Origin of the sequence: Vibrio sp. ZOR0018 (assembly GCF_963865925.1) — a bacterium.
Classification (GTDB): domain Bacteria; phylum Pseudomonadota; class Gammaproteobacteria; order Enterobacterales; family Vibrionaceae; genus Vibrio; species Vibrio anguillarum.
Genome location: NZ_CAWMCN010000097.1, coordinates 96,640 through 110,402, shown reverse-complemented (window position 1 = coordinate 110,402; position 13,763 = coordinate 96,640). Strand labels below are relative to the sequence as shown.

10 protein-coding genes and 1 pseudogene are annotated in these 13,763 nt (G+C 44.2%); 7 read left to right on the top strand and 4 right to left on the bottom strand.

All coding sequences use genetic code 11. The features are described from left to right. Positions 1 to 129 precede the first annotated feature (129 nt). From AACR75_RS06435 to AACR75_RS06415, 5 genes and pseudogenes are all read left to right on the top strand, one after another. Positions 130 to 948, top strand: a pseudogene (locus AACR75_RS06435) (DDE-type integrase/transposase/recombinase); the annotation flags it as partial. Positions 949 to 1,175: 227 nt separating this feature from the next. Continuing rightward, positions 1,176 to 2,630 carry an HD domain-containing phosphohydrolase gene (locus tag AACR75_RS06430; protein ID WP_047691856.1) on the top strand — a complete coding sequence of 485 codons (1,455 nt, stop codon included), beginning with the start codon at positions 1,176 to 1,178 and terminating at the stop codon, positions 2,628 to 2,630. A gap of 291 nt (positions 2,631 to 2,921) precedes the next feature. After that, positions 2,922 to 4,112 (top strand): amino acid aminotransferase, encoded by a 1,191-nt coding sequence (locus tag AACR75_RS06425; protein WP_156117152.1) that lies wholly within the window; start codon positions 2,922 to 2,924, stop codon positions 4,110 to 4,112. Positions 4,113 to 4,381: 269 nt separating this feature from the next. Further along, positions 4,382 to 6,271, top strand: a complete 1,890-nt coding sequence (locus tag AACR75_RS06420) for a putative nucleotidyltransferase substrate binding domain-containing protein (protein WP_047691851.1) — start codon at positions 4,382 to 4,384, stop codon at positions 6,269 to 6,271. A gap of 5 nt (positions 6,272 to 6,276) precedes the next feature. Beyond that, complete coding sequence (locus AACR75_RS06415; protein ID WP_069571721.1) at positions 6,277 to 6,996, top strand: 3'-5' exonuclease; 720 nt, start codon at positions 6,277 to 6,279, stop codon at positions 6,994 to 6,996. Positions 6,997 to 7,121: 125 nt separating this feature from the next. Here AACR75_RS06415 and AACR75_RS06410 read toward each other — a convergent pair whose 3' ends face one another. Together AACR75_RS06410 and AACR75_RS06405 are read right to left on the bottom strand one after the other, a co-directional pair. Continuing rightward, on the bottom strand, positions 7,122 to 9,005 hold the full coding sequence (locus AACR75_RS06410; protein WP_047691848.1) for a methyl-accepting chemotaxis protein: 1,884 nt from the start codon (positions 9,003 to 9,005) through the stop codon (positions 7,122 to 7,124). 235 nt (positions 9,006 to 9,240) lie between these two features. Beyond that, complete coding sequence (locus AACR75_RS06405) at positions 9,241 to 10,818, bottom strand: BCCT family transporter (protein ID WP_047691845.1); 1,578 nt, start codon at positions 10,816 to 10,818, stop codon at positions 9,241 to 9,243. A gap of 392 nt (positions 10,819 to 11,210) precedes the next feature. On the opposite strand from AACR75_RS06405, the gene AACR75_RS06400 reads away from it, so the two are divergent. Next, complete coding sequence (locus AACR75_RS06400) at positions 11,211 to 11,687, top strand: MarR family winged helix-turn-helix transcriptional regulator (RefSeq protein WP_047691862.1); 477 nt, start codon at positions 11,211 to 11,213, stop codon at positions 11,685 to 11,687. Positions 11,688 to 11,765: 78 nt separating this feature from the next. Here the strand turns inward: AACR75_RS06400 and AACR75_RS06395 are convergent, their stop codons facing one another. Beyond that, positions 11,766 to 12,155 carry a hypothetical protein gene (locus AACR75_RS06395; RefSeq protein WP_026028296.1) on the bottom strand — a complete coding sequence of 130 codons (390 nt, stop codon included), beginning with the start codon at positions 12,153 to 12,155 and terminating at the stop codon, positions 11,766 to 11,768. 199 nt (positions 12,156 to 12,354) lie between these two features. Here AACR75_RS06395 and AACR75_RS06390 point away from each other — a divergent pair, with 199 nt between their 5' ends. Then, on the top strand, positions 12,355 to 13,020 hold the full coding sequence (locus AACR75_RS06390; protein WP_047691842.1) for a DUF2982 domain-containing protein: 666 nt from the start codon (positions 12,355 to 12,357) through the stop codon (positions 13,018 to 13,020). A 47-nt stretch (positions 13,021 to 13,067) separates the two neighbouring features. Here the strand turns inward: AACR75_RS06390 and AACR75_RS06385 are convergent, their stop codons facing one another. Further along, positions 13,068 to 13,724: an MBL fold metallo-hydrolase gene (locus AACR75_RS06385; RefSeq protein WP_013856747.1), complete on the bottom strand. Its 657-nt coding sequence runs from the start codon at positions 13,722 to 13,724 to the stop codon at positions 13,068 to 13,070. Between the last annotated feature and the right edge of the window lie 39 nt (positions 13,725 to 13,763).

Sequence of the window (13,763 nt, the reverse complement as noted above, 5' to 3'; positions counted from 1 at the left end):
TCTATGCAATGAGTGGGAGCTTAATACTTGAGCCAAGGCGAGAAAGAGCCTTCCCTAGAGTCGTGAAGAAAAAGCCAAGCTGATACCCTAGAAAATACAATACCGCTCACTTTAAGTGAACGGTATTAGAGCAAACGCTCTCATTCTTCTCCAGATGCCAAGATCACTGATGAACTAAGAGTATTGATCCTTGAGATGCGTGAGAAACGCAATTTAGGGGCGAGGCGTTTACAAACAGAGTTAATCCGACTTCACCAAGTACACCTAAGCACAACGACACTCCATAAAGTTTTGTCCGAAGCATCAGTCAAACCCATCGTAACTTACCGACGCCAAAAAGATTTCCAAAGATACGAGCGCCCAATCCCTGGTGATAGAGTCCAGATGGACACCTGTAAAATAGCACCTGGAGTCTACCAGTACACAGCTATCGATGACTGCTCTCGCTATCGAGTTCTGAGGTGCTACTCTCGGCGCACAGCAGCAAATACAGTCGACTTTATTGAATGCGTAGTAGAGGAGATGCCATTTCCTATCCAGCGCATTCAGACGGACAGAGGGCGTGAATTCTTTGCAGAGAAAGTCCAGAAAGAACTTATGACTTATGGAATCAAGTTTCGCCCCAACAAGCCAGGTTCGCCTCATTTGAATAGCAAAGTTGAACGCTCACAGAAAACAGATAAAAGTGAGTTCTATCCAACTATAGATGTTTCTGTGAGGCTGGAAGAGCTGGATCTGCTACTAGCTGAATGGCAACACTACTACAACTGGGAACGGCCTCACTGCTCGTTAAAGGGTCTAACACCGATAGACAGGATTACTGAGACCTCTGATCAAACACCTCTGTCTGAAGAGGTATCTCAGCACTACCAGATCAGAAAAGAGAGGTTTCAAGAGCAGAATTACAAGCTCGATCTCCAGCTAAGAAAATTGAAACCATCTCTATGAATCACACAACTGAGTAACGTCATTGAGCCCTCTCCTCTGTTCTCATAACATGACGCACTGATCGGATCACATGGGCTTCATTTAATTTAGCTATCTTTCCTAGAAATACATCACTAGAATCCATCGCTTTTCTGATCCTCCGCACATCGGTTAATCACGAAAACACAACATCGAACAAATTTAATCACCTAAACTTAAGCATCACATACTGTAATGAAATCAAATTCATGAATAATACCAAGCGAAACAACAGCCAACTCACCGCACTGCTCTACCTCTTAGCTGCGCTGCTATTTGCCACCTATGGCGGACGAATCTGTCCGATGTTGTCCAGTTTAAGCGCATTAGAAATCACAGCCCATGTGACGATTAGTGTATTTTGTGCATGGGTAATGCGTCGATATCTCTTTATTCACCACCAGTGGGCAAAAACAGAACAGTATGCGAAACTCGATAGTGTTTTGTTTTTTCTTGTCAGTATTCCACTCGCTCTTTATTACAATCAGCACTATCAATTCACTATCGATAGCAATGTAAAAATTCTATTTGGTTTAACACTGTTTGGTTTCTTTACCGGAAGCTTATTACAACTCATCGCTAAACGAGCTCAATATCGCCAGCACGCAGTACAATTGAATCGTCAACAACTCCAAGGTGAAAGGCATTCGATTGTTAAGCAGATGATCGGGTTAATGATGCTGATGATCATCACTCTGACAGCCACACTCACGATGGTCGCGGTGAAAGATCTTTTTTGGCTTGAACATAACCCTGCCAGTTTAATCAATGGGCATGGCAAGATAAGTATTATTAAAGAGTTTATTTATGTTTCTTTGGTTTTGGGCGGTTATGTGATCGCTATCCTCTGGCAGTGGGGAAAGCTAATGAAGCAAATATTGCACGCTCAAGAGCATTCGCTATGCCAAGTAACTCAAGGTGATATAGCGCAACGCTTACCGATTTTTGAAAATAACGAGTTAGGTTCTGTAGCTTGGTTGACCAATCAAATGTTGGATAGCCTACAAAACTCACAGGATGAAGTAAAAACCACGCGTGATGTCGCCATCGTCAGCCTAGCCGCTTTAGCTGAATCTCGCGATAATGAAACTGGCGCTCATATTTTACGTACTCAAGAATATGTCAAAGTACTCGCGCAATATCTAAGCCAAAAACCGAAATATCAGCCTTTATTAACGCCCACTTATATTGATTTACTCTACAAATCAGCCCCATTACACGACGTCGGCAAAGTCGGTATCCCTGATACCGTCCTACTGAAACCCGGCAAGCTCACCGATGATGAGTTCATTATTATGAAGGGGCACCCAGAGATCGGCGCACAAGCACTGTCGATTGCCGAGCAGCACCTTGGCACAAGTTCCTTTTTAGCAATCGCGAAAGAAATCGCCCTCACTCACCATGAAAAATGGGATGGTTCGGGCTATCCAAAACAACTCAAAGGGGAAGAGATTCCACTCTCAGGCCGTTTAATGGCACTGGCTGATGTATATGATGCGCTCATCTCAAAGCGCGTTTACAAACCCGCGTTTTCTCATGATGAAGCAAAAGCCATCATCCTACAGGGCGAAGCGACACATTTTGACCCACAAGTCGTAGAGGCTTTTTTGAGTGTTGAACAACAATTTGTCGCCATTGCCTCTCGCCATCAGGATAAACATTAATCTCTTGTTACAGTAACTCCTCCGCTCAATGGCAAAATATCGTATTTGATGATGAATTTTGCCGTTGAGCTGACTACTTCTCAAAGTAAAACCTATTTAATCTCCCCGCCTGAAAACGGTGGATGATAGAGTTTTTTTAAAAAAATCGCCTTTTTGTTCATGATTCTTAGCCAACACAAATTATTTTCAGTTTTTCTGTTTTGTGTGTTGTAACGGATATTTCATAAAGGTATAAATACCTTAATTTTATGTTTCTAAAATCCCTTCTAACACTTTACATGGATGATGATTATGTTTGAAAAAGTTGTCGCAGCTCCGGCTGACCCTATTCTTGGTTTAACCGAAGAGTTTAAAAAAGATCCTCGCACTGAAAAAATTAACCTCGGTGTTGGTATCTACAAAAATGAAGCAGGTGAAACACCTGTTCTTGCGACAGTAAAGAAAGCGGAAGCGGCGTTGCTTGAGTCTGAAAAGACCAAATCTTATCTCACCATTGAAGGTACTGCTGAATATGGGCTCGCGGTACAAAAACTCCTGTTTGGCGATGAATCTGAGATTGTGACGCAAAAGCTCGCAAAAACGGCGCAAGCGCCGGGTGGTACTGGTGCACTGCGTATAGCTGGTGAATTTATTAAGCGTCAAATCGGCAACGTGAAAGTGTGGATCAGCAACCCAACATGGGCAAACCATCACGGTGTTTTTAATGCGGCTGGTTTAGAAACCACGCAGTATTCGTACTACAATGCCGAAACGAAAGATAAAGATTTCGCAGCGATGCTTACCGATCTTGAGCAAGCTCAAGCGGGTGATATTGTTCTTCTACACGGGTGCTGCCACAACCCAACTGGCATTGATCCAACCGATAAAGAGTGGGAAACGTTAGCAAAATTAGTCGCTGATAAAGGGCTTCTTCCTCTGTTTGACTTTGCTTATCAAGGTTTTGCGAAAGGTGTTGAAGAAGACGCACAGGGCCTACGTACTTTTGCGAAATACAATAAAGAGATCTTAGTGGCGAGCTCATTCTCTAAAAACTTCGGTTTGTACAATGAGCGCGTGGGTGCGTTTACTATCGTTGCTGGCTCAACAGATGTCGCTGAAACAGCTTTCTCACAAATCAAAGCGATCATTCGTTCTATTTATTCAAACCCACCAGCGCACGGTGCTGCGGTCGTTACTTATATCCTCAACAACGCCGAACTGCGCGCGGAATGGGAAAACGAAGTGACAGAAATGCGTGAACGTATTCAAGAGATGCGTGAGCTGTTTGTTACCACCCTAAAAGCCGAAGGTGTGAAGGCTGATTTTAGCTTTATTGAACGTCAAAATGGCATGTTCTCTTTTTCTGGTTTGAACAAGGAACAAGTTGCTCGTCTGAAAGATGAATTAGCAATTTACATCGTCGGTTCCGGCCGTATCAGTGTGGCAGGCATGACGAAATCGAATATGGGCCCACTGTGCAAAGGTATTGCAGCGGTTCTATAATCGATAATGATAAGAAATAGACAACAATAGCCGCCACTTGTCGGCTATTTTTTTATCTTCAATTCACTGAAATGGCACTTGATTCACATCGAAGCGCGTACACTTTCCCCTCTTGCCTGCAAAGCACGTTCTTTTCATGTACTATAACTCTCTGAATCCTATGTCCAATGCCACCGATCTAACCGGATCCCTTTGACAAGTTACATCGTTTAGCTGGCTCACGACGTCAGAATCCCACAATATGAACTCCGAAACACAAGGAAGCCTCCATGGAAGCAGAATTAATTGAAATCAAGAACTTCCTTGCTCAGTATCCACCGTTCAATGAACTACCTGAAGAAACACTGATCGAAGTGACGCAGAGCGTAGAAATCTCCTATTTTCGACAAGGTACACCCATCATTCATTTTGGTGATCATATCCAGGACTTGTATTTGATCCGCAGCGGCGTCGTCGAGGTGTACCGTCGCAAAGGCGAATTATACAACCGCCTAACCGAAGGCGGTTTATTTGGTCAAATGGGGCTATTGACCAATAACCGTGTTCGTTTTCCGGTCACAGCGATTGAAGATACGCTGGTTTATTGTATTCCAGAGGCAAGGTTTCAGGATTTATATGACAACTATGATTCCTTTGCTGATTTCGTTGAAGTGCAAGATAACGCACGCCTTCGCCAAGCCGTACTGAGTAAAACAGAACAGAATGATCTCACCACCTCGAAAGTGCGAACCTTACTCAGCCGAGAAGCCCCTTTCGTTTACAAAACAGAAACCATTCAACATGCGGCGATCAAGATGGCGGAAGAGAGTATCTCTTCGCTGCTGGTGATTGACCCTGATATTTTGCAAGAGAGTGACGACGATAACAGCCCGGTAATCGGCATCCTGACTGACCGAGATCTCTGCACGCGTGTATTAGCCGTTGGCATCGATCCTAATCACCTCGTCACGGAAGTGATGACAACGGAGGTTATCTCATTAGATCATAATGCTTATGTCTATGAGGCCATGCTGAAAATGCTTCGGTACAATGTTCATCATCTTCCTATACTCAAAGAAAAAAAGCCGATCGGTATCATTGAAGCGACCGACATTGTTCGCTACGAATCACAAAACTCATTGCTGCTCGTCAGTCGCATCTTCCAGCAACAAAGCGTTGAAGAGTTAGCCACACTGTCGCACCAAGTCAAAGACAGTTTTGTTCGTTTAGTCAATGAAGATGCGAACTCACACATGATCGGCACGGCGATGTCAGTGATTGGCCGTAGCTTTAAACAAAGAATCATTGAACTTGCCGAAGAATTACTAGGCTCACCGCCTATTCCATACTGCTTTTTAGCCTTGGGTTCTATGGGCCGTGACGAACAGTTAATTGTCACGGACCAAGATAACGCTTTAATTTTGGACGATAGCTATGAAGAAACACAACATGGTGCTTATTTCGAAGCGTTCGCCAAATTTGTCTGCGACAGCTTAGATCAATGCGGTTACAGCTACTGTACGGGGGACATTATGGCCAGCAACCCGATGTGGCGTATGACTCGTAAAGAATGGGAAGCCTGCTTTGCCGATTGGATAGATGACCCTAACCCTAAAGCGCTATTGAATGCATCCATCTTTTTTGACTTATACGGAGTGTGTGGCAGGACCAAATGGGCAGAACAACTGAATGGGTTTATTGTACGGCGAGCACGCAAAAATAATCGATTTCTTGCATGCCTTGCACGAAATGCACTGAACCGCACGCCACCATTGGGGTTTTTCAAAGACTTTGTGATGGAAAAAGATGGACGACACAATAACACCATCAATTTAAAACGTCGCGGCACTGCACCGTTAGCGGATTTAATCCGTGTGCATGCATTGGCTGTCGGTTCACGTTCTACCAACTCGTTTGAACGTTTAGATGACATCATTGAAGCCGGAATTCTACCCAAAGGACGGGCGCAAGATCTGCGTGACGCAATGGAGTTTATCGCGATGGTACGCATTCGCCACCAAGCGGCTGACGTTGAACAAGAAATAGAGCCAGATAACAATATCGAGCCAGAAAACCTATCTGATTTTGAAAGACGTAACTTAAAAGATGCGTTTCAAATCCTAAGCAATGCGCAAAATTTCTTGAAATTCCGTTATCAAGCCAGCAATAACTTTAAGTGAGAGTGATGATTAAACAATGGTTTCAAAAACCGAGCATCGATTGGGTAGCAAAATATGCCAATAAGCAGTCGTTGGTTAACCATCCGTTACTCAAAGATTTTTATTCAAGGCCGATTGCTAAGGGTAGCACGCCAATCGATGAAATAGAGTTTGTCGCTTTAGATTTGGAAACAACGGGTTTAAGTGCGCAGCATGATGACATTATCACCATTGGCTTGGTGCCTTTTACCTTAAACCGTATCTATCTCAACCGCTCTAAACATTGGATAGTTCGGCCGCGCCAAGCGTTAAAAGAGGATTCGGTGGTTATCCATGGCATCACACACAACGATATTTTAGATGCGCCAGATTTGGCAGAAGTGCAGGAGTCGATACTGAAGGCCTTATCTGGAAAAATTGTTGTGGTTCATTACCGTCATATTGAACGTAGCTTTCTCAATCAAGCATTAAAAGTGCGATTGGGTGAAGGTATTGAGTTCCCTGTGATCGATACTTTGCAATTGGAGACGGAAATTCAACAACGGTTGCATGGAGGTTTATGGAACCAGTTAAAAGGGCAAAAACCACAATCAGTGCGTTTAGGGCAAGCGCGGGCGCGTTATGGGCTACCAGCGTATACTCCACACCACGCTTTAGTTGATGCTATTGCCACCGCGGAATTATTCCAAGCACAAATCGCTCATCATTTTGATCGGCAGCAAAGTGTCCGAACGTTGTGGCTATAAACTTTTTGATTATCCTTTCAAGGGATTCTTTCAAGGTTTAGTACCGTGATCGACACGAGCAAAAAAAGAGGAACCCATGTTAGGTTCCTCTTTTTTAATCACATCTCGGCTTTTACGCTTAGAACTTACAGCTTAAAGCGACGAATTTCATTTTCTAACTGATGCGAAAGCTCAGAAAGTTGTGATGCTTGTGCTGCTGCTTCATGCGCTTCTTGTGCAAGATCGTTAGACACATCGCGGATCCCTTCCGTGTTGCGAGTAATTTCCGACGTCACAGAAGCTTGCTCTTCAGCGGCCGAGGCAATTTGCGTCGCCATGTCACTGATGCGCTCAACTGAATTATGAATTTGCATCAAACTTGCTGCAGCGGCGTTCGCATCATCTACGCTGGTTCCAGCAAGCATACGGCTATCACCCATAATGCCAACCGCTTTACCCGTCGTTGATTGCAACGTTTCGATCATCTGCTGAATTTCTTTTGTCGAAGCATGTGTACGTTGGCTAAGCACACGAACTTCATCGGCAACCACGGCAAAGCCACGACCTTGCTCACCAGCACGTGCAGCTTCAATCGCCGCATTCAATGCTAGCAGGTTAGTTTGCTCTGCTATGTTTTGAATAGTCGCCAGAATCGTATTGATATGTTTACCGTGTGCTTCCAGCTCAAGGATAACATCAGTGGCCACTTGAACTTCTTGAGCCAGATTTTGAATCGAACCTTGTGTTTGTGAAACTTGATTCGAACCATGTACGCAAGCCGTTACCGCTTCGCCAGAGTTTTGAGCTGTATGATCCGCGTTACCGGCAATCTCTTGTGTAGCTGCGGCCATTTCATTGATGGCCGTAGCCACCATATTAATTTCATCTTGTTGTAAACGGATACGCGCACTACGCTCTTTGGCTTGAGCGGCCGTCTGTTTTGACTGTTCAGACAACGCAGCAGAAACAAAGCTGAGTTTAGAAACCATAGTGTGCATGTTACCGACAAAGGTATTGAAGTTTTGTGCTAATTGCCCAACTTCATCATCGCTTCTTGGTTCAAGACGTTGAGTTAAATCACCGTCTCCGGAAGCAATTTCCTCTAAGGCTTTGGATACTCGGCTAAGATCTCTAAACAAAAAGCTCACTAACCAAGAGACGATTACAATCACAGCAATAGTAATCACAAGTGCAGTCACAATTAGGTCAATGAGCAAGGATGTATGCGCTGCTTCTTCCGTTGCACGATCCATTTGGATAGCGAAAATCCAATCGGTTTGCGGCACTTTGACGAAGTAAAATAGCTTATCAACACCTTGTAATGACGCGTCTTCAACGGTACCTGAAGCCACTGCTTGCTCTATCATGTTCATCGTCAACGTCTTCGACAATGACGACACTGGTTTTAATAAGAAATTTTTATCTGGATGCGCTAAAAAGGTTCCATCTTGCGCATCAATTAACATCGCGTAGGCGTTTTTGCCCGCATCTAAACTGATGACATCTTGGATGAGCTGATCGATTAACACATCGGCACCAACGACGCCGACAAATTGCCCATTGCGACGCACAGGCTCTGCAATTGTCACCAACAGTGCATTGGTGATCGCGTCTTTATAAGCGGGGGTGATAATTTGTTTATTCGCTGAAACGGCATCTTTATACCAAGGGCGTTGGCGAGGATCATAGTCAGCACGGTTACGCTCAGGGTGTGAACGATACATCTCACCTTGCGGTGTACCAAAGAAAATATCATCAAAGCCACCCGCTTTGCGAGCTTGCTGTAAGAAAGGGACGACATCATCTTGAGCGGTGTAGTCATTAAAAGCAGTTGAGATCTCTTTACGGACCACAATCCAGTCCGAAATGCCTTTCGCAGCGGCAGCTGACAAGCTTTCTGCCCGCGAATATACGCCATTTCGAGTTTGTTCAAAGAGTTGATCAGCGGCTAGCCAAGTCAACGCGCTCGCCATAACGACGACGGCAGAAAGACTGGCACCGATTAGCTTTTGCTTTAAGGTTAATTTCATTGGTTTGCAGAATGTTAGATACAGGAACGGAGGCGAATATTAACCAGATTTAATACAAGATGCACGAAATATATGTCGAATTCTGACACAAGATAACCATTTGCTTTTCTTAGTATTTTAGTCAAACAATCTAATGACGATCGTCAAAAAAACATCAAAAAAGGCGACTAAAAGTCGCCTTGATGATTGAACGTCCATACCCTTCCCACTTAAAGCAGCCTTGGGTGTATCTGAATTAGTGCTTAGATAATTCGGTTCGCATACCTAACAGTAGGCTCACACACATCAATAGTAAGACGATGGTAAATGGCAGCGCCGTTGATATTGCAGCAGCCTGCAACGCTTCAATAGCATTGGTGCCACCAATCCATAACAAGGCTACGGCGATAGCGCCTTCCATCAACGCCCAGAAAATACGCTGTAGGACAGGGGCATCCACTTTGCCTCCAGCAGTAATACTATCAATAACCAGTGACCCTGAATCTGATGAGGTGATAAAAAATACCAACACTAACACAACCGCAATCACTGAAAGTAAGGTGCCATAAGGCAGCGCATCAAACATTTGGAACATCGCCAGTGGCACTTCGGTCAAACCATTCGCGCCTAATTGGCCAACATTGTTGATGACTTGATCAATCGCCAAACCACCAAATACAGACATCCAAATCAAAGTAACAGCAGTAGGTACTAATAATACGGCGGTAAGGAACTCACGGATAGTACGGCCTTTTGATACTCGCGCAATGAACATTCCAACAAATGGTGACCATGAAATCCACCAAGCCCAATAGAACACTGTCCAACCTTGGAACCAAGCCTCATCAGTTCGACCGTGCGGGTTACTGAGTGGGATGATATTTTCAATATACGCCATTAATGTGGTTGGAATGGATGAAAAGGTTACGGTATAGCCAATCAGTGCAACCAAAATCAGCAGCAAGAACGCAACGATCATATTGATGTTACTGATGACTTTGACACCACCATCAATACCACGCACCACGGAGACCACCGCTAATAAAGTAACGACGGTAATCACGACAATTTGTAAGCCCATTCCGGCATCAATGCCAAACACATGATGGATACCACTAGCCGCTTGTTGCGCACCCAGCCCTAATGACGTTGCTAAGCCAAATAATGTTGCTAATACAGCCAGAATATCAATGATATGCCCTGCCCAGCCCCAAGCACGATCGCCAAGCAACGGGTAAAAAATAGAGCGAATAGAAAGCGGAAGCCCTTTGTTGTAAGTAAAGAACGCAAGGGAAAGCGCTACCACACCGTAAATGGCCCAAGGGTGTAGACCCCAATGGTACATGGTTGCACCTAATGCTAGTTTAGCCGCTTCGGGTGTGTTGGCTGCAACACCTAAGGGCGTCTCATACCAATCGGTAAAATACGCCACAGGTTCAGCGACACTCCAGAACATGAGACCAATACCCATCCCTGCGGCAAACAGCATAGAGAGCCAAGAAATAAAAGAGTAGTCTGCTGTCGCCTCTTGGCCACCTAAACGTATTTTACCAAAGGGAGAAACAATCAAGCCTAAGCAAAACAGCACAAAAAGATTACCCGACCAAATAAACAGCCAGTCAAAAGTACCAATAATTTTCCATTTAACGCCATCAAGCACGCTCTTCGCAACCTCAGGATCAACGACTAAAGCGGCGACTAAAAATAGCGCAATAAATCCGGCGCTAAAGCCAAACACTGGGTTATGAACATCAAACCCCCACTTTTGCACGTTATCTTGCCCGACAGTGTAGTCAGTACTGTCGATACTGTACTTATCAATACCTTTTGTCATTTTACCTCTCTAGAAATCTAGACATGATTTTTCAGTTGAGATTAATAACCATGAGAACGAAACAATTTTAAGACAAAAACCAAAAATAACTTCGTACTCATAGCAATTTATTTTTCAATATGCTGAATACCCTACCAAAATCACAGAAAAAATCCACTAAAAAGCAACATGAAATGCCATGAAAGGCAAAAAATAAGCCTTAAAGGTTAAACTTCAACCAATTTAGGGTAAAAATCGAAAACAAAAACATTCGAGCACTAATCATTTTACATCTCAGTTTATACACTCATCATCTTAGACCAAAACAAAAGAGGTCGAATGCTACTTTTCAAGTGAAAAGAACTGCGCTATGGTCCCCGCTTATTAATAACTTTCTTTTTGGGACAATGAGTTTGGAAAAACATGAAGAAGTTTTGATCTCAATTCGACAAATTATTCGCGCAATTGATCTGCACTCTAAAAAACTTAATAGAGACGCTGGGCTTACTGGTCCCCAGCTTATTTTAATGCGCTCAATTCAAACCCTTGGTGAGGTGACTATCCGCACATTGTCGGATCATACGAACATGAGCCAGGCCACTGCCACCACCATTTTGGATAGATTAGAGCGCAACGGATACGTACAGCGAATTCGCAGCAATACCGATAAACGAAAAGTGCACGCCCATTTAACGGTCGAAGGTAAGAAGCTGCTAGAAAAGGCACCGCAACCATTGCAAGAAAGCTTTGTCGAACAATTTAGGCAGCTTCAAGAGTGGGAGCAAAGCTTGTTGCTCTCATCAGTACAACGTTTATCTTCTATGATGAATGCTGAAAACATTGATGTCGCACCGATGCTCGAAATTGGCTCTATTACCAAAGAAGAGTAGCTTTGATTGCATTTTAAAATTTGATCGTAAAAAAGCCTCGGGGCTACCGAGGCTAATTCATTCACAACGAACAGCAGATTAAATGGCTTTATAGATAACTTTGTTGCCTGCTAACTGCTCTTTCACTACCAGATTTTCTTCTACTAGTTTCTTGAGTGCGCCAGCGGCCCAAGCAGCGGCTTTCGCATCTTCTTGACCAGCACTTAAGCCGATCGATTTAGGATTCATACCTTCTGCGTGGTTAGCGACGATATCTAAAACCTGTTGCTGTTTTGGCGTTAACGCGACATCCACTTTTTTAGAGTTCGCCGCAGCTTTCTCCACAACTACTTTTGTTGCAGCGGTTTTTGCTACGGTCGATTGCGCTGTTACAGGCTTTGCTGATTGAGAGGCGATCAAGTTTGCAACAGTCGCTTTAATACGCTTTTGCAATTTTGCCTGCACCTTACGCTTATGAGCAAGTCTCATCGAATATTTCTCCATTTCACTGCGTTTCAAGCAGTGGTGAAAATTTGAAGCGCGTTTTATATCAAAAATCGTCCTCGATTTGTAGGGCATAACACAGATTGAGGGGCAAAAACGCATTTTGATGCGGTAACTGACTACAATTTATACAGGTCTCAACAGCCAACAACGATGCTGTAGCTCGAAGGAGTTTCACTGTTTTATGCACACCCAACATTTGTCTAATACGCGCTTTTCTCTGCAATCACCTGTGGTTAAATGGATCAATACGACTTGTATCATCGCTTCAATTTGCATTGTCATGTTCTCATCCAACATTATTCATGCGCTGCTGTTAGTAAGTGCACTGGCAGTGACTCTAATCACCTTCTATCTTTTGATTTTGAAAGGAAAAGTTAGCTACACCCTAACCGCTACCCATTTTCAGCAGCATCTCTTTAAAGGAGGTTGGGTCGTAAAATGGAACAATATCAGCCGCATTGGGGTATGCAGTTATGAATATCATGGTTGGCACCAACCTTTGCCTTGGATTGGGATCAAACTGAAGGATTATTCACCTTACCTTGAGAGTGTGTGTCCCAGAATCGCTAGTGAGATCTTGCTCAGCCAGCGCGCGCTGCTCTACTTAGGAGCAAAACAACAGCGCAAAGAGACTCAATTTGAAGATTTGGTACTCGACAGCGCACCTTACACTGCGCCAAACGGTAATTACTATCATGGCCTTATGGCAATGTTAGCCAATCGGATGCGCTATCAACGGCAATTTTTTGATTATGATATTTTTATCTCAGCGCACGATCTGGATCGTGACGCCGAAGCGTTTGTGGGGCTGATTCGGCGCTACCTCGCGGCGGCCGAACCAGACTAAGACATGGTTTAATGAGCGCAGAAGGAACACTCTGAGCCTAATCAAGATCAATACAGGGGCATTTCATCTGCGACATAAGGGTTATTGGCACGTTCACGGCCAAAAGTCGATTGCGGACCATGGCCGGGCACAAACGTCACATCGTTGCCAAGTGGCCATAGCTTAGTTTTGATCGAGTGAATAAGGGTATTGAAATCACCTTGCGGGAAATCCGTACGGCCGATACTACCGTTAAACAATACATCACCAACAAACGCCAATTTCGCCTGCTGGCTAAACAGCACTACGTGGCCGGGCGTGTGGCCGGGCGTGTGTAATACTTGTAGAGTTTGAAGGCCAAACTTCACTTCATCACCGTCATTAAGCCATTGGGTAGGTTCAAAGGCTTCCGTCAGTGGAAAACCAAACATTTTGCTTTGACCTTCGAGGCCTTGTAGCCAGAAGTTGTCCGCTTTGTGTGGTCCAATAATATCGACGCCGCCCAATTGCTGCGCCAGCGGTTCGGTTCCACCGACATGATCTAAATGACCATGAGTAAGAACCAAACTGACCACTTTTACCCCGAGTTCATTGATTAACATCACGAGCTGTTTCACATCACCGCCAGGGTCAACCACGATCCCTTCCATGGTGTCATCACACCAAACGATAGAGCAGTTTTGAGAGAAGGAAGTCACGGGCACCACTTGATACTTTAACGACATACTAAAACCTTGTTCGAATTCGCAGTTGGCCGAACTATG

Coding starts and splice junctions, on each gene's coding strand:
- AACR75_RS06430 (WP_047691856.1), top strand. CDS start 1,176: ATGAATAATACCAAGCGAAACAACAGCCAACTCACCGCACTGCTCTAC.
- AACR75_RS06425 (WP_156117152.1), top strand. CDS start 2,922: ATGTTTGAAAAAGTTGTCGCAGCTCCGGCTGACCCTATTCTTGGTTTA.
- AACR75_RS06420 (WP_047691851.1), top strand. CDS start 4,382: ATGGAAGCAGAATTAATTGAAATCAAGAACTTCCTTGCTCAGTATCCA.
- AACR75_RS06415 (WP_069571721.1), top strand. CDS start 6,277: ATGATTAAACAATGGTTTCAAAAACCGAGCATCGATTGGGTAGCAAAA.
- AACR75_RS06410 (WP_047691848.1), bottom strand. CDS start 9,005: ATGAAATTAACCTTAAAGCAAAAGCTAATCGGTGCCAGTCTTTCTGCC.
- AACR75_RS06405 (WP_047691845.1), bottom strand. CDS start 10,818: ATGACAAAAGGTATTGATAAGTACAGTATCGACAGTACTGACTACACT.
- AACR75_RS06395 (WP_026028296.1), bottom strand. CDS start 12,155: ATGAGACTTGCTCATAAGCGTAAGGTGCAGGCAAAATTGCAAAAGCGT.
- AACR75_RS06390 (WP_047691842.1), top strand. CDS start 12,355: ATGCACACCCAACATTTGTCTAATACGCGCTTTTCTCTGCAATCACCT.
- AACR75_RS06385 (WP_013856747.1), bottom strand. CDS start 13,724: ATGTCGTTAAAGTATCAAGTGGTGCCCGTGACTTCCTTCTCTCAAAAC.